Genomic DNA, 17133 nt, shown 5'->3' with positions numbered 1-17133 from the left:
TTGCATCCGCTTCAGAATCGGATGGCGGTGAGCGCCTGATCCTCGGGCTCGTCCTGCTGGAACCGGGCGAATCGCAGCGCCATCACCGGCAGGATCAGGAGGTTCAGCACGGTCGAGGTGACGAGGCCGCCTAGGATCACCAGGGCCATCGGGCCCTCGATCTCGCGGCCGGGCTCACCGGCGCCGAGCGCCAGCGGCAACAAGCCCAGGCCCGTGACGAGGGAGGTCATCAGGATCGGCACCATCCGGTCCGCGGCGCCCTCCGCCGCGGTCGCCGCGTCCCAGGGGCGTCCGTCCCGGGTCACCATCTGCTCGTAATGGGCGATCATCATCACGCTGTTGCGCAGGGAGATGCCCGACAGCGTCACGAAGCCGACGATCGAGCCCAGCGACAGAACCCCGCCGGTGAGCGCCGCCGCGGCCACGCCGCCCACGAAGGCGAAGGGCAGGTTGACGAGGACCAGAAGCAGGTTCGCCGCCGAACCGGTCACGATGGCGAGGAGCACCACGATGCCGAAGCCGGCGAGCCCGGCATGGACCAGGAGGTCGCGGCGGGCCGCCGCCTGCGCTTCGGCGGCACCCGAGAAGGTGATGTAGACACCCTCGGGCAGCCGCACCTCGCGGGCGATCTTGCGCTTGGCCGCCGCCACGAAGCCCGCCATGTCGCGGTCACCGACGTTGGCGGTCACCGCCTGCACCCGCTGCGCGCCGAGATGCTGCACCTGGTACCGGCCGGCGCTCTCGTAGACGTCGGCGACCTGCGCCAGGCGGACGTAGCGTCCGCCGGGTGTCCGCAGGGGCATGTCGCCCACCGCGCTGAGACGGCCGCGGACGCGCGCGTCGAGGATCACCAGCACGTTGAACACGGCATTGCCGCGATAGGTTTGACCGACGGTGTCGCCCTGATAGGCGGTGCGCACCGCCTCCAGCACCTCCACGGGGTCGAGCCCCCAGTGGCGCAGATCCACCGGGCGCAGCGCCACTGTGACCTGCGGCAGCCCGGCCGGCGAGGCCTGCTGGACATCCCGGGCGCCCTTCACCTCCGAGAGCTCCTGCGCGACCGAACGGGCGGCCGCCTCGATCCGGTCGAGGTCGTTGCCGACGACATTGACCACGACCGGTGCGGTGAAGCCTGAAACCGTTTCCTCGATGCGCTCGGTGAGGAAGGTCTTGAGCGAGAAGGCCGCCCCCGGGAAGCCGGCGATCAGCTGTCGGATCCCGGTCTCGATCCGGCGCTGGGCAGCCCCATCGAGGCCTTGGTCGAGGTCGATGTGGATCTCGCTGTAATGCGGCCCGGCCGTATCCTCGGCAGCCTCGGCCCGACCGATCTGCGCCGCCACGGCGCGCACGCCCGGGATCGCCTTGAGGTCCTCGGTGATCAGCGTCCCGAGCCGCTGCGATTCCTGAAGGGAGGTGCCGGGAATGGCCACCATGTGCAGTATCATGTGCCCTTCCTTCAGGTCGGGGAGGAACACGGCTCCGAGCGTCGGCAGGATTGCGGCCCCTGCGAGGGTGATCAGCAGGGCGCCCGCCATAGCGGTCCGCGGCACCCGTCCGATCCCGGCGAGCAGCCGCAGATAGGCCGCCCGGCTCCAGCGCACCACCGGCGGGTCGGGCGGCGCTGTGCCTGGACCGCGCGCGATTCGGCCGCCGAGGAGCAGGAGCGTGAGGGCCGGCGTGACCGTGAGCGCCACGACGAGCGAGGCGATGACCGCCGCGATGTAGGCGAGCGCCAGCGGACCGAACAATCGGCCGGCAACGCCGGTCAGCGCCAGGACCGGCAGGAACATCAGGATCACCGCAAGAGTCGCGTAGGCGACCGAGGTCCGCACCTCCAGCATCGCGGCCAGCACCACATGGGCCGCACCGCGTGTGGTACCGCGCGCCTCCCGCAGGCGGCGGGAGACGTTCTCGACGCCGATCACCGCATCGTCGACCACCTCACCGATGGCGAGGGCCAGGCCGCCGAGCGTCATCGTGTTGAGGCTCTCGCCCCAGGCCTGGAGGGCCAGGGCGGCGGCGATCAGCGACAGCGGGATCGCCGCCGCGCTGATCACCGCAGCGCGCCAATCCGCCAGGAAGACGAGGAGCACGATCACGACCAGGACGCCGCCCAGCGCGAGTGCCTGCATCACATTTCCAGTGGCGACGTCGACGAAATTCGCCGGCCGGAACAGGTCGCTCCGCAGGTTCACGCCCTCGCGCTTCAGGACCGGGCGAAGTTCGTCGAGGGCGGCCTCCAGGCGGGTTGTCACGGCGCGGGTGTCGACGCCGGCCTGGGCGCCGACCATCAACAGAACGCCGGGCTTGCCGTCCACGAGCGCCGCGCTGATCGCCGGCTCCGGAGCGGTTGTGACGGTGGCCACGTCCGAGAGGACGACGCTTGCTCCGCCGTCGTTGTGGAGCACGATCTGTCCGAGCGCCTCCGGGGTGAGCGACTGCCCCTCGGTCCGAAGCAGGACACGCTGGTTCGGGGTATCGACGAAGCCCGCACCGCGGACGCCGGTGCCCTTTCGGGCGGCTGCCAGGACATCGTTGAGGCCGATCTGGAAGCGGATCAGGTCGTCGGGGCGGACCTGAACCTGCAGAGTGCGCACGCCGCCGCCGTAGATCGAGACCTGCGCAATGCCCGGGACCGCCTGGAGCCGCCGACGCACGGTCCATTCCGCGACTTGGCGCAGGTCCATGGCATCGCGGCTCTCGGAGGTGAGCCCGACAAGGAGCACGGTGAGCGTCGAGGAGGTCAGCGGAGTCATGGCGGGCGCAGCCACGCCGTCCGGCATGCGGCCGGCGAGCGCCGCCAGACGCTCGTTCACCCTCTGGCGAACACGGTCGACGTCGCTGCCGGGCCTGAACGCCGCGGTGATCACCGACAAGCCCTGGATCGAGGTGGAGCGCAGGGTCTCCAGGCCCGGCAGGCCGCCGACCGCCACCTCCACAAGCTGCGTGACCAGGACCTCGACCTGCTCCGAATCGAGGCCCGGCGCCTCGGTCTGGATCGTCACGGTCGGGGGCGCGAATTCCGGGAAGACGTCGTAGCGCGCGCCCGTCAGAGCGTAGAGGCCGAATACCAGGACTGCGCAGGCCAGCGCCAGGACCACCCGCGGCAGCCGGACGGCGAAGCCGACGAGGGCAGCCTGCAGACCGCGGGGGCCTACGGCAGGGGGCGGCTCAATCATCGTCGTCGCCCACGACGCGAATGCGGTTCTTCATCTCCTCCGACAGGAGCGCCTGTCCGCCGCGCAGAACGATCTCGCTACCGTCCGGCAAATCCCCGACCACGAAAGCGTCGGCCGACATCGGGGCATCCGGCCGGACCGGATGGCGCACGAAGGCCCCGTCGCCGGTGCCGCGATACACCCAGGTGCCGCCCTCACCGTGGACGACGGCATCCTCCGGCACGAGAACGCCCTTTACGGCACGGGGCGCCGCCAGGAAGGCCATCGTGCTGGTGCCCGGCAGGAGACCGCTGTCGCCGGATACGAGATAGAAGAAGCTCTGCCCCTGGATCCGCGGGTCGGTCCGCGTCGCGGGGGACACGAGCCGGAGGGGGACCCGCTCACTCTGGGGCGGAACCTCCGCAAAGGCGGCCTGTGGCGCCGCGGCGAGAGCCTCGCCCGGCGGCAACGTCACCTGCATGAGGAAATCGGCCCGCTCGATCAGCCGCGTCACCAGCGGCGACCGCTCGATGATCGCCTTGCCAAGCACCGCTCCCCATTCCTGGCGTGCGGTCGCCGCGAGGGTGCGCAGTTGCGACTCCGCAACCGTGACCGACGCCTGATCCGTCAGCAAGGTGCCCTCGGCGGTCTCGATCTGAGCGACCGCCACCACCCCGGCACCGAGAGTTCGGGCTCGGCGGGCGGCGCTGGCAGAGACCTCGACCCGTGCCCGGGCCGTCTGGAGCGCCGCCACGGCACCCGCGTAGCTGTTGGTGAGTTCGGTGATGCGGGCGAGGTCGAGGACGCTGCCATAGGCGGTCAGCTCCTGCCGGTGCAGCACCGCCGGCCGTGCCTCGGCGACGAGCCCGATCCGGGCGCGCTCCGCCATCGTCAGACGCACCAGTGTCCGGCCATCCTCGACGGCCGTGCGCGCCGCCGGAAGCTGCGCCGCTGCCGCCGGCTCGGTGCGCCGCTCCGGAAGGAGCGAGGCGAGCCGTTCCCGCATTCCCACAACGATTGGGTTCGCATCGGCCCGTAGGCGTTCGCCCATCGGTGTGACAGCGAGGCCGGCAAGCGCGAGCAGCATTCCCCCAATGAGCAGCATCGCCCGCCGGCCACCCACCTGGCGTCTCCTCTCCAGCCCCGATTGCCGAATCTACCCGGATTTGATGCCAGATACACCCGAACTTGGCTGGCTCAAACTGGTGGGGACCCGTGAGCCCCTGAGTTCGAGCGTAGGATGGTGTGGAAACACAGAAGCCCGTCTCGACTGCGCGAGACGGGCTTCCGGAAAGACGAGAACGATCTGGGCTCGGATCAGCAATCGTCGCCGGAAACCGGAGCGGTCTGCCGGTCGGCCGCAGCCTTGTTCATGGCGCCCACGGTGCCCGGCGAGGCAGGCTGGTTGCCGCCGGCGAGGTTCGCGGCAGCCGGATCGGTCGACTTCGACTTCGATCCCGAATCGGTCTGAGCCTGCCGATCCGCGGTCTGCGTCGCACCCGCATTGTTCATCGCGCCGACTGTGCCCGGCGAGGCCGGCTGATTACCGCCGGCCAGGTTCTTGCTCGACTTGTCGACGTCAGAACTCTGCGGGTTTGAAGCCTGCTGATCAGGTGTCTTCGACTTCGTGGTTCCGGTGCTGCACGGGGCCGCGAAGGCGGGACCGGCAGCGAGGGCCAGAAGCGCAATAGCGCCAGCCAGACGAGAGACCTTCATCAAACGCTCCTCCAGAATTTTACGCATTCCCAAGTGCCTAATCGTCCAATGAGTTCCGACGCCATTAGCCAGATCTTCCAAATGGCCCACTCCGTTTCGAATAGGTCCACGCATTCCACGAAGTCGGATTGTATGAGAATAGACAAGTTCCGAAGGGGTTAGTGGGGCGGTCGCCGCCTCGATCGCTGGGTTCGGGTGCGGCATCTCATCTCGCCATCTCTGCCGATGCAGGAGCGCGCTTCGGCCCGGTCGTCCGGAACCGCCCGCGGGGCGAGCCGGCGCTACTTCGTTTGGTCACGTTCCAAGTCTGGAGCGAGCGGGATAGCGTCGGCTCGCGAGGGGACTTGTCCGCGGCAGCCTCGAGCGGTGTGCGACCGCAGGACGAGAGAGCGGGCATTAAAGGCACGGCCCCGGATCCGAACGCCCCGTTCAACCCGACCTGGAGGGGCCGGAAGTGATCGCGCCGCCTGCGTTCTCGAAGCGCCGGAGTCTGGCCTGGATGGTCTTCTGCCAGAGTGGGCTGTTCCTGGCACAATTCGGCACCTCGCTGGCCCTGGCGCGCCTGCTCACGCCCCACGAGACCGGCATCTTCAGCCTCGCCGCCGCCATCGCGGGACTGCTGTCCACGCTGCGCTCCTGCGGCCTGTCGAGCTATATCATCCGGGCGGACCGGGTGGATGCGGCCTTGCTGGCGAGCGTCTTCACGGTGAACCTGATGCTGTCGGGCGCGGCGGCGATGCTGATCCTGGCCTTCAGTGCGTTCGGCAGCGTCTTCCTCGGTGAGCCGGAGGTCCGGCGCGCCCTGGCCATCCTCGCCGTGGTGCCGCTGATCGGCGCGCTGGAGTTCCGCCCGGCCGCCATGATCGAGCGGCACGGCAATTTCCGCGGCGTGGCCCTGGTCAACATGCTGCGCGGTCTCGTCGCCAGCGGCGCCATGCTGGCGATGGCGCTCCTCGGCTTCAGCTACATGAGCCAGGCCTACGGGCAGGCGGCGGGCGCCCTCGCGGCGGCGCTGGCGGCGAACAGCCTCGGCCTGCGCTACGTGTCGCTCCGCGTGGGTCTCGCCGGCTGGCGTGAGATCCTCGTCTACGGCGGCCGGCTCTTCGCCGTCGCGGGTGTCGCGAATCTCGCCGGGCGGACGGGCGAACTCGTCCTCGGGTGGATGCTCGGACTCAACGCCCTCGGCCTGTATTCCCGCGCGGCGAGCCTCAATGCCCTGATGTGGGACCACCTCCACGTAATGATCACGCGCATCACCTTCGTGGACCTCGCGAACCAGCAGCGAAACGGGCAATCCCTGCGCACAGGCTACCTCAACACGCTGCGGATGATCACCGTCCTGCTCTGGCCGGCCTTCGCGGGAGCGGCCGTCCTGGCCGGCCCGATCGTTCGGATCCTGCTCGGGCCGGGCTGGGAGGGCGCGGCGCTGCCCTTCTGCCTGTTGTCGCTGGCCGCGATCGTCCTGAGTTCGCTCATCATGACCTGGGAGGTGTTCCTGATCCGGGATCAGACCGCCCTGCAGGCGCGGTTCGAGTTCCTGCGCCACGGCGCCGGCCTCGTGATGCTCAGCATCGGCTGCCTGTTCGGCCTCGGCGGCGCCGGCGCGGCCCGGGTCGGCGAGGCGCTCCTGGCCGTCGCCCTCTACCGGCCGCATCTCGAGCGGATGACCGACACGTTCGGGCGCGACTACGCCCCGATCTACCTCCACGCCGCCGCCCTGACCGTCATTGCCGTCGCCCCAGCCATCCTGGTCATGTCGGCCTGGGGATGGTCGGCCGAGACGCCGCTGCCGAGCCTCGCGGCCGGGATCGCCGCCGGGATCGCGGGCTGGGCCTGCGGCCTCTGGTACCTGCACCATCCCCTGGTGACGGAGGCGCGCCTGCTGCTCGCGAACATGCGGCCGGCCCGACCGGGCACGACCGTGTCGGACCTCTAGCGGCGTGCCGCGGCGGCGCGGGCGCTTGGTCGCCGTGCGAGGCCGGGCGCAGCCGCCCGCTCGGGGCAACGCGCTTGAGACCCCGCGTTCGCGACCGCACGCTTGCGCTTCCGCGCGGCGGGGCGCGATATGACCGGACACGAGGGCGGCGCGGGACGATCGCGGGATGGCGGATTTCCGCAGCTTGGAGGTGTTCTACTGGGTCGCGAAACTCTCGAGCTTCCGGCGCGCCAGCGAGAAGGTGAACACCACCCAGCCGGCGGTCTCCCAGCGCATCGCGGCCCTGGAGCATGAGTACGGGACGCTGTTCGAGCGCCGCAGCCGCGATGTCGCGCTGACGGAGCGGGGACGTCTCCTCCTCGGTTTCGCGGAGCGGTTCCTGGCGCTCCAGACCGAGATGAGCGCGGCCCTGCACGAGACCGGCCGGACGCGCGGCACCCTGCGGCTCGGCGTGTCCGAGACGATCGTCCACCTGTGGCTGTCGCGCTTCATCGAGCGCATGCGCGCCACCCATCCCGGGATCGGCGTCGACATCACGGTGGACATCTCGCCGAACATGCAGGCGGCCCTCGTCGCCGACGAGATCGATCTGGCCTTCCTCGTCGGCCCGATCACCCTGCCGAGCTTCGCCAACAGGCCCCTGTTCAGCACGCCTGTCGCGTGGATCGCCGCGCCCGGCCTGCTGCCGGGCGACGAACCCCTGAGCCTCGGCGCCCTGCTGCACCATCCGCTCATCACCTACCCGCGCAACACCAGCCCCTACGTCGAGCTGCGCGACCTCGTCCTGCAGGAGAACCTCCTGCCGAGCCAGATCCACACGAGCGCCTCGCTGGCCACCATCGTGAAGATGGGCGTCGAGGGCCTCGGGATCTGCGTGATCCCGCCGGCCGTGGTCGAGGCCGAACTCCGTGCCGGCGCCCTGCGGGTCCTATCGGCCGAGCCTCTGCTCTCGGACCTCACCTTCACGGCGATGCACACGAAGCGGCCGGCCCACCACTTCGTGGCAGACGCGGCCCGTTTGGCCCAGGACGTCGCCGAAACCTGGGCCGCCGGCCGATAAGACGGCTTTATCGCGCCCCATTCGCAATCACGATTGGCGTGGCCCGCGGCGCGATGGGATCGTTGCCGCAGGAAATGAATCGCTGAAGCGATCGCGATCTTGCGGAATCCGGCGGCCGGCGAGGCCGGCCCGGCGCACGACAACCAGCCAGGGAGATCAACGCGGTGAGCCAGCATCCGGGCGCCGACGGCGCCGCACCTGTCTTCGCCGACGCCGCGGACGCGCGGCGCGCGATCCGGGCGGGCCGGTTCCGGGGCCACACCTCGGGTCTCGTGCCCGCCCACGCGCAGGGCAACCTGATGATCCTGCCGCGGGCCATGGCGGAGGATTTCCACCGCTTCTGCCAGCAGAACCCGAAGCCCTGCCCGATCCTCGGCGTCTCGCGGCCCGGCGCCCGCGCCCTTCCGACGCTCGGGACCGATCTCGACCTCGCCACCGACGTCCCGGGCTACCGCGTCTACGAGGGCGGCGCGCTCGTGGCGGAGCTGCCCGACCTGACCGGCGTGTGGCGGGACGACCTCGTCACCTTCGTCCTCGGCTGCTCCTTCTCGTTCGAGGCCGGCCTGATCGAGGCGGGCATCCCGCTCCGGCACGTCGCCCTCGGCCGCAACGTCGCGATGTACCGGACCTCCATCGCCACCCAGCCCTCGGGCCCGTTCCACGGCCCGCTCGTGGTCTCCATGCGGCCGATGAGGGCGGCCGACGCCATTAAGGCCGTGCAGGTGACGGCGCGGTTGCCGGCGGTCCACGGGGCGCCGATCCATCTCGGTGACCCGAGCCTCATCGGCATCCGCGACATCGCCCGGCCGGATTTCGGCGACCCCGTCCCGATCGAGCCCGACGAACTCCCGGTCTTCTGGGCCTGCGGGGTCACCCCGCAGGCGGTGGCGATGGCGGCGCGGCTGCCGCTCTGCATCACCCACGCGCCCGGTCACATGCTGATCACCGACCTCCTCAACCGCGACCTGCCATTCCTGTGACCCTCCCGGCCGCGGGGCGGCCCGTCCGCAAAGGAGTTGCGCCATGTGGGTGAAAGACACGAGTCCGGCGGAACGCCGGGTCCTGGGCGCGGCCTTCGCGGGCTACGGCGTCGATGCGTTTGACTACATGGTCTACACCTTCCTGATCCCGACGCTGGTCGTGGTCTGGGGCCTGACCAAGGTCGAGGCGGGCAACATCGCCACCGCCGCGCTGGTGACCTCGGCGATCGGCGGCTGGGCGGCCGGCGTCTTGGCGGACCGCTACGGCCGGGTGGTCGTCCTGCAGGGCACCGTCGCGTGGTTCACCCTGTTCACGGTGCTCAGCGGCTTCACCCAATCCTACGAGCAGCTCCTCGTGACCCGCGCGCTGCAAGGCTTCGGCTTCGGCGGCGAGTGGTCGGTGGGCTCCGTGCTGATCGCCGAGACGATCCAGGCCCGCTACCGCGGCAAGGCGGTGGGGCTCGTCCAGTCGAGCTGGGCGGTCGGCTGGGCCTGCGCGGCGATCGCCTTCTGGGCCGTGTTCGCCCTGGCAGAGCCCGCCGTGGCGTGGCGGATCCTGTTCTGGCTCGGCGCCCTCCCCTCGGTGCTGATCTTCTGGATCCGCCGCAACATCGAGGATCCCGAGGTGTACCGGCAGACCCGCGCCGCCATGCGGGACGTCGGCGATACCGGCAGCTTCCTCGACATCTTCTCCCGGCCGCTGATCGGCCGGACCGTGCTGGCGAGCCTTCTCGCGACCGGCATGCAGGGCGGTTACTACGCGGTGACCACGTGGCTCCCGACCTACCTGAAGACCGAGCGCAACCTCTCGGTCCTGAACACCAGCGGCTACCTGCTGATGCTGATCTTCGGGTCGTTCGTCGGGTACCTGACCAGCGCCTGGCTCTCCGACCGGATCGGGCGCCGCCTGGGCTTCGTCCTGTTCGGCTTCTGCGCCGGCATCCTCGTCCTGGCCTACACGCTGATCCCGATCACCGACCCGGTGATGCTGGTCCTCGGCTTCCCCCTCGGCTTCTTCCTCTCCGGCGTGTTCTCCGGGATGGGCGCATTCCTGAGCGAGCTGTTCCCCAGCCGGATCCGCGGCTCCGCGCAGGGCTTCTGCTACAATTTCGGCCGCGCCACGGGGGCGATCTGCCCCGCCCTCGTGGGCCATCTCAGCGGCTCGCTGACACTCGGCATCGCCATCGGCGTCGTGGCGGCGGGCGCCTATTGCCTCGTGATCGTCGCGGCGCTTCTCTTGCCCGAGACGGCGGGCCGCGCGCTCGATTCTTGCAGCAAGGATCCGGCCGAGCCGGAACCCGTTGCGGCCCTATGAGACCCGATCGGCACGCGGAGCGGCGGCGATGACCAGCGTGGACCTGAATTCCGACCTCGGCGAGGGCTACGGCGCCTATGCCTGCGGCGACGACGCGGCGATCCTCGGGATCGTCACCTCCGCCAACGTCGCCTGCGGCCTCCATGCCGGCGACCCCGAGATCATGGCCCGCACCTTCGCGCTGGCGAAGGAGCGCGGCGTCGCCGTCGGCGCCCATCCGGGCTTCCCGGATCTCTGGGGTTTCGGGCGGCGGCGGATGCCGTTCAGCCCGGCCGAGATCGAGCGGCTCGTCGCCTACCAGATCGGCGCCGCGCAGGCGCTGGCCGCCTATGCCGGCCACCGCATCACCTACGTGAAGGCGCACGGGGCGCTGGCCAACGTCGCCGCCGAGGAGCGGCCGGTGGCCGACGCCATCGCCCGCGCGGTCCGCGCAGTGGACCGGGAACTCGCGCTGCTCGCCATCGCGCTGACCGCTCAGGTGCCGGCGGGCGAGGCCTGCGGCCTCGATGTGCACCAGGAGATCTTCGCCGATCGCGGCTACACGCCGACCGGCCTGCTGATCCCCCGCAGCCAGCCCGGCGCGATGATCACCGAGTCGGGCGAGGCGGCCGACCGGGTCCTGCGCATGGTCGAGGCGGGCGCGATCCTCACGGCGGACGGACGGACGCTGCCGACGCCGATCCGCTCGATCTGCGTCCACGGCGATTCCGGCCACGCCGTCGCCACGGCGCGGGCGGTGCGGACCCGGCTGGAGGGCGCGGGCATCACGCTGGCGCCGTTCCGGCCGTGAGCGCGGCGCTGGACGAGCCCCGCCTCCTCGACGCCGGCGAGGCGGCCCTCGTGGTCGAGTTCGGCAGCACGGTCGACCCCGCCATCAGCGACCGGGTGCTGGCGCTCGACGACGCCCTCGGGGCGGATCCGCCCGAGGGGCTGCGGGAGCGCGTGCCGACCTACCGCTCCCTGATGCTGCACTACGATCCGCTGGTGCTCGACCGCGGAACGCTCGCCGAGCGGGTCCGGGCGCTGGTGGCGGGCGCGACCGCGCGCGCGGCCAGCCCGACCCTCTGGACCCTGCCCTGCTGCTACGACGCGCCCCACGGGGAGGACGTCGCGCAGGTCGCCGAGCGGAGCGGCCTGACGCCGGAGACGGTGGTGTCGACCCATGCGGCCACGACCTTCCGGGTCTACATGTACGGCTTCGCCCCGGGCTTCGCCTATCTCGGCGGCCTGCCGGAGGCGCTGGCGGTGCCCCGGCGGGCGAGCCCGCGGCCGCCGCATCCGCGCAATGCGATCATGATCGGCGGCGGCCTCGCCGCGGTGGCGACCGTGCCGATGCCGACCGGCTGGTACGTGATCGGCGCGACGCCGTCCCGCCTCTACGCGCCGGAGCGCGACCCGAGCTTCTTCGTCGGCGCCGGCGACCTGATCCGCTTCGAGCCCGTGGATTCAGCGACCTTCGACGCCCTGACGGCCCGCGAGGCGGCGGGCGAGCCGGTGGCCCGACGCGGGGAGGCGCGCTGATGCCCACCCTCGTCATCGAGTCCGCCGGACCGGGCATCACCCTGCAGGACGGGGGCCGGCACGGCTACCTGCGTTACGGCATCACCGCCGCGGGCCCGATGGATCCGCTGATGCACGCCGCCGCCAATCGGGCGGCGTGCAATCCTCTCGACGCCACCGCCATCGAGATCTCCACCGGCGGCGTCACCGTCTCGGCGGAGGACGGCGCCGTCGGGATCGCGCTGCTCGCGCCAGGCTTCCGCGCCGCGCTGGACGGGGTGCCGCTACCCGACACGGTCGCGCTCACCCTGGAACCCGGCCAGACGCTCGTCGTGCGGGCGGGCGGTGCGGGTGCCTGGGGCTATCTGTCAGTCGCGGGGCGGCTCGACGTGGCGCCGGTCCTCGGATCGGCGGCGACCCATACCCGCTCGGGGCTCGGCGGCCTCGACGGGCGCGGCCTCGCCGCCGGCGACCGCCTGCCCATCGCCGAGGGCCGAACCCCGGACGGACCGCCGCAGCGGCTCGTCGCGCCCTGGCTCGACCGGGACGGCCGGGAGATCCGGGTCGTGCTGGGCCCGCAGGACGACTACTTCGCGCCCGACCAGATCGAGGCCTTCCTGGCCGGACCCTGGACGGTCTCGCCGCGGGGCGACCGGATGGCCTGCTTCGTCGACGGCACGCCGCTGAAGCACGCGAAGGGGCACGACATCGTCTCCGACGGCGTCGCCATGGGGGCGATCCAGGTCCCCGGCAACGGCCTGCCGATCATCCTGATGGCCGACCGGCAATCCACCGGCGGCTACCCGAAGATCGCCACGGTGATCGGCCCGGATCTCGGGCGGCTGGCGCAGGTCCGGGGCGGGGCGAGCCTGTCGTTCCGGCGCGTCTCGGTCGAGGAGGCGGTCGCGGCGCGCCGCGTCGAGCGCGATCTCCTGCGCGAGGCGGTGCCGCGCGAGCCGGTCATCCGCACGGATTTCGCGTCGGACTTCCTGCTCGGCCTCAACCTCGTCGGCGGCGTCACCGACGGCCGCGCCTGAGCGCGGAGCGGCTGCGCAGGGGCGAGCGAGCGTCTAGAGTGCGGGACCGGCCGAGTCTCAGGCCCGAGCCCCGACACAGGAAAGCCCGCACGCATGGCGCACGCCGTTACCGCCCCGGGAACCCCGCCCGCCCGCAGCAACGAGCCCCTGAACGCCGACCTCGTGCGCCGCGCCCGGATCGACCTCGCCGCCTGCCTGCGCTGGGCCGCGCGCAACGGCCTGGAAGAGGGGATCTGCAACCACTTCTCGGCGGTGCTGCCGGAGCGGCCCGACCTGTTCCTGGTCAATCCCTACGGCCTCGCCTTCGCGGAGGTCACCGCGTCGAGCCTGCTGCTCTGCGACTTCCACGGCAACGTCATCGAGGGTGATGGCCAGCCGGAGGCCACCGCCTTCCACATCCACGCCGAGCTGCACCGGCTGAAGCCCCGCGCCCGGGCGGCGTTCCACACCCACATGCCCTATTCCACGGCCCTGGCCATGCTGGAGGGCGAGCCCCTGATGTGGGCGGGCCAGACGGCGCTGCGCTTCTACGGCCGGATCGCGGTGGACGAGGATTACAACGGTCTCGCGCTCGATTCGTCCGAGGGCCGGCGGATCGCCGACAGCGCCGGCGAGGCGGACGTCGTGTTCCTGAAGAACCACGGCGTGATGGTGCTGGGCGAGACCATCGCGGAGGCCTGGGACGACCTCTACTACCTGGAGCGCGCCGCGCAGGCGCAGGTCCTGGCCATGAGCACCGGGCGCACGCTCAAGGCCGTGCCCGAGGCGATCGTGAAGCGCGTGGCGGCCCAGGAGGCGGCCGGCCGCGCCGAGAGCGCCCGCCTGCACCTGGAGAGCGTCAAGCGGGTCCTCGCCCGCGACGAGCCCGCCTTCCTGGCGTGAGAGGCCGTCAGGGCGCCGCCCGCACCCGGTCCAGCACCGGCGCGTCGGCGTAGCCGTCCGGCGGCAGGCCGACCGAGCCCTGGAAGGCGCGCAGTGCCGCCCGGGTCTTCGGGCCGATCTTGCCGTCGACCCCGCCGGTGGCGAAGCCGCGCTCGGTCAGGCGGGCCTGCAGGTCGCGACGCTCGTCGGCGGTGAGCGGCCGGTCGCCGCGCGGCCAGTCGCGAACCAGGCCCGGCTCGCCGCGCAGGCGATCCGACAGGAGCGAGACCGTCAGCGCGTAGGCCAGGGCCGTGTTGTAGCGGAGGATCACCGCGAAGTTCGGCTGCAGCAGGAAGGCGGGGCCGCGGATCCCGGCAGGCAGGATCAGGGTCGCCTCGGCCGAGTCCGGCAGGGCGCGGTCGCGCGCCGGCTTCACGCCGAGCGCCCGCCACGCCGCGACGGTGCGGAGTGTCGTCTCGTCGGCCAGCGCGGCGTCGAAGGTCTGGGGCAGCACCGCCTCGGTGCCCCAGCCCTCGCCGGGCTTCCAGCCGTGGCTGCGCAGGTAGTGCGCCGTCGACGCGAGGGCGTCCGGCACCGAGGTCCAGATGTCGCGCCGGCCGTCACCGTCGAAATCGACCGCCTCCCGCTGGTAGACGCTGGGCATGAACTGCGTGTGGCCCATGGCGCCGGCCCAGGATCCGGTCAGCCCCGCTTGCATCCGGTCGAGGGGCGCCTGGTTCCAGGCCAGGATCTGGAGCGCCGCCGCCAGCTCGTCGCGCCAGTAGGTGGCGCGGGCGGGGTCGCTGCAGCCGAGCGTCGCCAGCGAGCGGACGACCGGCTTCACCACGGCCGCGTTGTCGAGCACGGCGCCGTAGCTCGACTCCACGCCCCAGAACGCCGCGAGGATGTGGCGGTCGACCCCGTACTGGACTTCGATGGCCGCGAGCGTGTCGGCGTGCTCGGCGAGCTTGCGCAGACCGGCCTCGACACGGGCCGGCGTGACGCTGGCCTCGATGTAGTCCCAGAGTGGCCGGACGAACTCGCCCTGGCTCTGGGTCGCGGCGGTCACGTCCGGGTCGGGCGTGAGCTCGGCGAGCTGCGCCTTGGCGAGGCCCTGCGGCACGGCGCGGGCCGTGACCCAGGCGATCAGATCGGCCCGGCAGGCCTCGAAGGCCTGCGGCGCGGCCGGCGGCAATGGGTCCGGCCCCGCGGCGAGCGACGGCACGGCCGTGCCGACGAGGAGTGCGGCGCCGGTCGCCAGGACCGCGCGCGCGGCGCCGCTCCGGGTCGCGGATCGCTTCGGCGCGGCGCGGTCGTCCATAGGCATCTCCGGTGATCCAGATGGGCGCGGCGTAGCATACCGGGGCGGCATCGACATCGTCGTGACGAAACCCGTCGTCGCCCGGGCTCGCCGTAACCGCGGCGTCGCCCCAAGTCGCGTCACGTTGGCCTGATCGCCAGGAGACAAACCCGTGATTCAACCCGCTTCCCTGACGGCGATCGGTGCGGTCGTCCTGGCCGCCGGACCGGCCGGCGCCCTGGAAGTCACCCGCAGCCGCGACATCCCGGCCCCGCCCGCGGCGGTCTGGGCGCTGGTCGGCGAGTTCTGCGCGATCCAGAACTGGCACCCACAGGTCCAGCGCTGCATCCTGTCGGGCGAGGACGACGATGACGGCATCCGCGCGCAGATCCGCGGCCTCGTGGTGAAGGGCGCGCAGGGCACGATCGCGGAAGTCGAGACCGCACGCGACGAGGTGGGCATGAGCTACAGCTACAGCTTCATCCAAGGCCCCCTGCCGGTGCGTGCCTACAATGCGACGCTGACGGTCCGTCCCAATGGCGAGGGATCCACGGTGATCTGGAGTGCGACCTTCGACGCAGACGGCATGAGCGACGCCGACGCCGTCGCCAACATCACGGGCGTGTTCGACGCCGGCCTCGCGGGGATCGTTCGGGAATCGGCCAGATAGGCGCCGGTCGAATCGCCCCCCCCGCGCGAAATATCGCCCGCCGGGCGCCGCGGGGCCTCGCCGTGGGGCCGTCGCGGACCGATGTGAGCGGCGTCGGCGCGACCGAGCGCCCGGCTCGATTCCCAGAGGCAGCCTCAGGAGGCCGAGACCCGCATGCGCCGTCACCGCCACGCCAAGATCGTCGCCACCGTCGGTCCCGCCAGCTCCGCTCCGGACCAGCTCCGCGCCCTGTTCCTCGCTGGGGTCGACACGTTCCGGCTCAATTTCAGCCACGGCCTCCAGGAGGATCACGCCAGGGTCCACGCGGCCATCCGCGCCCTCGAGAAGGAGGTCGGCCGGCCGATCGGCATCCTCCAGGATCTCCAGGGGCCGAAGATCCGGATCGGCACGCTGCAGGGCGGCCGGCTCGATCTCCAGGCCGGCGAGACGGTGCGCTTCGTCCTCGAAGGCGCCGACGGCGACAAGCAGGCGATCCCGCTGCACCACCCGGAGATCTTCAACGCCGTCGTGCCGGGCCAGGAACTCCTCATCGACGACGGGCGGGTGCGCGTGCGGGTCACCGGGCCCGAGCGGACCTCCATCACCGCCGAGGTCGTCACCGGCGGGCCGATCTCGAACCGCAAGGGCGTGAACCTGCCGGGCACGCTGCTGGACCTGTCGCCGCTCACCGAGAAGGACCGGGCGGATCTCGCCTTCGGGCTCGATCTTGGCGTCGACTGGGTCGCCCTGTCGTTCGTCCAGAAGCCGTCCGACGTCATCGAGGCGCGGGGGATCATCGGCGACCGCGCCGGCATCATGTCGAAGATCGAGAAGCCGCAGGCGCTGGAGCGGATCGACGACATCATCCGGCTCTCCGACGCCGTGATGGTCGCCCGCGGCGATCTCGGCGTCGAGATCCCGCACGAGGACGTGCCGGCGCGGCAGAAGGAGCTGATCCGGGCCTGCCGGCTCGCCGTGAAGCCCGTGGTGGTGGCGACCCAGATGCTCGACTCGATGGTCAACGCCCCCGCGCCCACCCGGGCGGAGGCGTCGGACGTCGCCACCGCCATCTACGACGGCGCCGACGCCGTGATGCTCTCGGCGGAATCCGCCACCGGCCGCTACCCTGTCGAGGCGGTGGCGATGATGGACCGGATCATCCGGAGCGTGGAGGGGCACAAGCTCTACCACTCGATCGTCGCGGCCTCGGAGCCCGGCGAGGAGGAGACGCCGCCGCACGCGGTGGCGACCGCCACGGCCGACCTCGCCGAGGCCGTGCGCGCCGCCGCGATCGTCGCCTACACGGCGAGCGGGACGACGGCCGCGCGGGTGGCGCGCAAGCGCCCCGCCGCCTCGATCCTCGCCCTGACACCCAACGTCGCGACCTCGCGGCGGCTCAGCCTGCTCTGGGGGGCGCACAGCGTCCTGACGGAGGACGTCGACAGCTACGAGGAGATGACCTCGAAGGCCTGCCACCACGCGCAGGACGAGGGCTTCGCGCGGCCGCACGACATTATCGTGGTCACCGCCGGCATCCCGTTCCACACTGCCGGCAATACCAACAACATCCGTCTGATGCAGGTCTGAGCCGTCCCATCCGGCACAGGGCTGGAACGCGGCC

General features: G+C 71.6%; 14 protein-coding genes. 10 read left to right on the top strand and 4 right to left on the bottom strand.

Annotation, left to right across the window (positions count from 1 at the left end; genetic code table 11):
• Positions 1-11: 11 nt before the first annotated feature.
• From BLT59_RS14415 to BLT59_RS14405, 3 genes are all read right to left on the bottom strand, one after another.
• Positions 12-3179 carry an efflux RND transporter permease subunit gene (locus tag BLT59_RS14415; RefSeq protein WP_091781187.1) on the bottom strand — a complete coding sequence of 1056 codons (3168 nt, stop codon included), beginning with the start codon at positions 3177-3179 and terminating at the stop codon, positions 12-14.
• A complete protein-coding gene (locus BLT59_RS14410; protein WP_175544014.1) occupies positions 3172-4281 on the bottom strand; it encodes an efflux RND transporter periplasmic adaptor subunit in 1110 nt (369 codons plus the stop codon). Before BLT59_RS14410 ends, BLT59_RS14415 begins: the two co-directional genes overlap by 8 nt.
• Positions 4282-4475: 194 nt before the next feature.
• Positions 4476-4874: an exopolysaccharide production protein YjbE gene (locus BLT59_RS14405; RefSeq protein WP_091781180.1), complete on the bottom strand. Its 399-nt coding sequence runs from the start codon at positions 4872-4874 to the stop codon at positions 4476-4478.
• Positions 4875-5328: 454 nt separating this feature from the next.
• Here BLT59_RS14405 and BLT59_RS14400 point away from each other — a divergent pair, with 454 nt between their 5' ends.
• The 8 genes from BLT59_RS14400 (at position 5329) to BLT59_RS14365 (ending at position 13584) form a co-directional block, all read left to right on the top strand.
• The gene (locus BLT59_RS14400) at positions 5329-6810 is read left to right on the top strand and encodes an oligosaccharide flippase family protein (RefSeq protein WP_244513985.1); all 1482 of its coding nucleotides are present in this window, start codon (positions 5329-5331) and stop codon (positions 6808-6810) included.
• Positions 6811-6976: 166 nt separating this feature from the next.
• Positions 6977-7870, top strand: a complete 894-nt coding sequence (locus BLT59_RS14395) for a LysR family transcriptional regulator (protein WP_091781174.1) — start codon at positions 6977-6979, stop codon at positions 7868-7870.
• A gap of 164 nt (positions 7871-8034) precedes the next feature.
• Positions 8035-8850 (top strand): putative hydro-lyase, encoded by an 816-nt coding sequence (locus BLT59_RS14390; protein WP_091781171.1) that lies wholly within the window; start codon positions 8035-8037, stop codon positions 8848-8850.
• A 43-nt stretch (positions 8851-8893) separates the two neighbouring features.
• A complete protein-coding gene (locus BLT59_RS14385; protein ID WP_091781168.1) occupies positions 8894-10165 on the top strand; it encodes an MFS transporter in 1272 nt (423 codons plus the stop codon).
• A gap of 28 nt (positions 10166-10193) precedes the next feature.
• Positions 10194-10955: a 5-oxoprolinase subunit PxpA gene (locus tag BLT59_RS14380; RefSeq protein ID WP_091781165.1), complete on the top strand. Its 762-nt coding sequence runs from the start codon at positions 10194-10196 to the stop codon at positions 10953-10955.
• A complete protein-coding gene (locus BLT59_RS14375) occupies positions 10952-11686 on the top strand; it encodes a 5-oxoprolinase subunit B family protein (RefSeq protein ID WP_091781162.1) in 735 nt (244 codons plus the stop codon). The genes BLT59_RS14380 and BLT59_RS14375 overlap by 4 nt, the downstream gene beginning before the upstream one ends.
• Positions 11686-12702, top strand: a complete 1017-nt coding sequence (locus tag BLT59_RS14370; protein WP_091781159.1) for a 5-oxoprolinase subunit C family protein — start codon at positions 11686-11688, stop codon at positions 12700-12702. Before BLT59_RS14375 ends, BLT59_RS14370 begins: the two co-directional genes overlap by 1 nt.
• Before the next feature lie 93 nt (positions 12703-12795).
• The gene (locus BLT59_RS14365) at positions 12796-13584 is read left to right on the top strand and encodes an aldolase (RefSeq protein WP_091781156.1); all 789 of its coding nucleotides are present in this window, start codon (positions 12796-12798) and stop codon (positions 13582-13584) included.
• 7 nt (positions 13585-13591) lie between these two features.
• On the opposite strand, the gene BLT59_RS14360 is transcribed toward BLT59_RS14365, so the two are convergent.
• Complete coding sequence (locus tag BLT59_RS14360; RefSeq protein ID WP_091781153.1) at positions 13592-14884, bottom strand: lytic murein transglycosylase; 1293 nt, start codon at positions 14882-14884, stop codon at positions 13592-13594.
• Positions 14885-15038: 154 nt separating this feature from the next.
• Here BLT59_RS14360 and BLT59_RS14355 point away from each other — a divergent pair, with 154 nt between their 5' ends.
• Positions 15039-15533 (top strand): SRPBCC family protein, encoded by a 495-nt coding sequence (locus tag BLT59_RS14355; protein WP_091781371.1) that lies wholly within the window; start codon positions 15039-15041, stop codon positions 15531-15533.
• A gap of 153 nt (positions 15534-15686) precedes the next feature.
• Positions 15687-17099 (top strand): pyruvate kinase, encoded by a 1413-nt coding sequence (pyk, locus tag BLT59_RS14350; RefSeq protein ID WP_091781150.1) that lies wholly within the window; start codon positions 15687-15689, stop codon positions 17097-17099.
• The last annotated feature ends 34 nt before the right edge of the window (positions 17100-17133 follow it).

It is taken from the genome of Methylobacterium sp. UNC378MF (assembly GCF_900103195.1).
In the GTDB taxonomy this organism is placed as follows: Bacteria; Pseudomonadota; Alphaproteobacteria; order Rhizobiales; family Beijerinckiaceae; genus Methylobacterium.
The sequence above is the reverse complement of the archived record's forward strand: the minus strand, read 5'-3'. Positions and strand labels throughout refer to the sequence as shown.

Excerpts from the sequence above, each read along its gene's own strand:
- BLT59_RS14415 (WP_091781187.1), bottom strand. The coding sequence starts at position 3,179 with ATGATTGAGCCGCCCCCTGCCGTAGGCCCCCGCGGTCTGCAGGCTGCC.
- BLT59_RS14405 (WP_091781180.1), bottom strand. The coding sequence starts at position 4,874 with ATGAAGGTCTCTCGTCTGGCTGGCGCTATTGCGCTTCTGGCCCTCGCT.
- BLT59_RS14395 (WP_091781174.1), top strand. The coding sequence starts at position 6,977 with ATGGCGGATTTCCGCAGCTTGGAGGTGTTCTACTGGGTCGCGAAACTC.
- BLT59_RS14385 (WP_091781168.1), top strand. The coding sequence starts at position 8,894 with ATGTGGGTGAAAGACACGAGTCCGGCGGAACGCCGGGTCCTGGGCGCG.
- BLT59_RS14380 (WP_091781165.1), top strand. The coding sequence starts at position 10,194 with ATGACCAGCGTGGACCTGAATTCCGACCTCGGCGAGGGCTACGGCGCC.
- BLT59_RS14370 (WP_091781159.1), top strand. The coding sequence starts at position 11,686 with ATGCCCACCCTCGTCATCGAGTCCGCCGGACCGGGCATCACCCTGCAG.
- BLT59_RS14365 (WP_091781156.1), top strand. The coding sequence starts at position 12,796 with ATGGCGCACGCCGTTACCGCCCCGGGAACCCCGCCCGCCCGCAGCAAC.
- BLT59_RS14360 (WP_091781153.1), bottom strand. The coding sequence starts at position 14,884 with ATGGACGACCGCGCCGCGCCGAAGCGATCCGCGACCCGGAGCGGCGCC.
- pyk (WP_091781150.1), top strand. The coding sequence starts at position 15,687 with ATGCGCCGTCACCGCCACGCCAAGATCGTCGCCACCGTCGGTCCCGCC.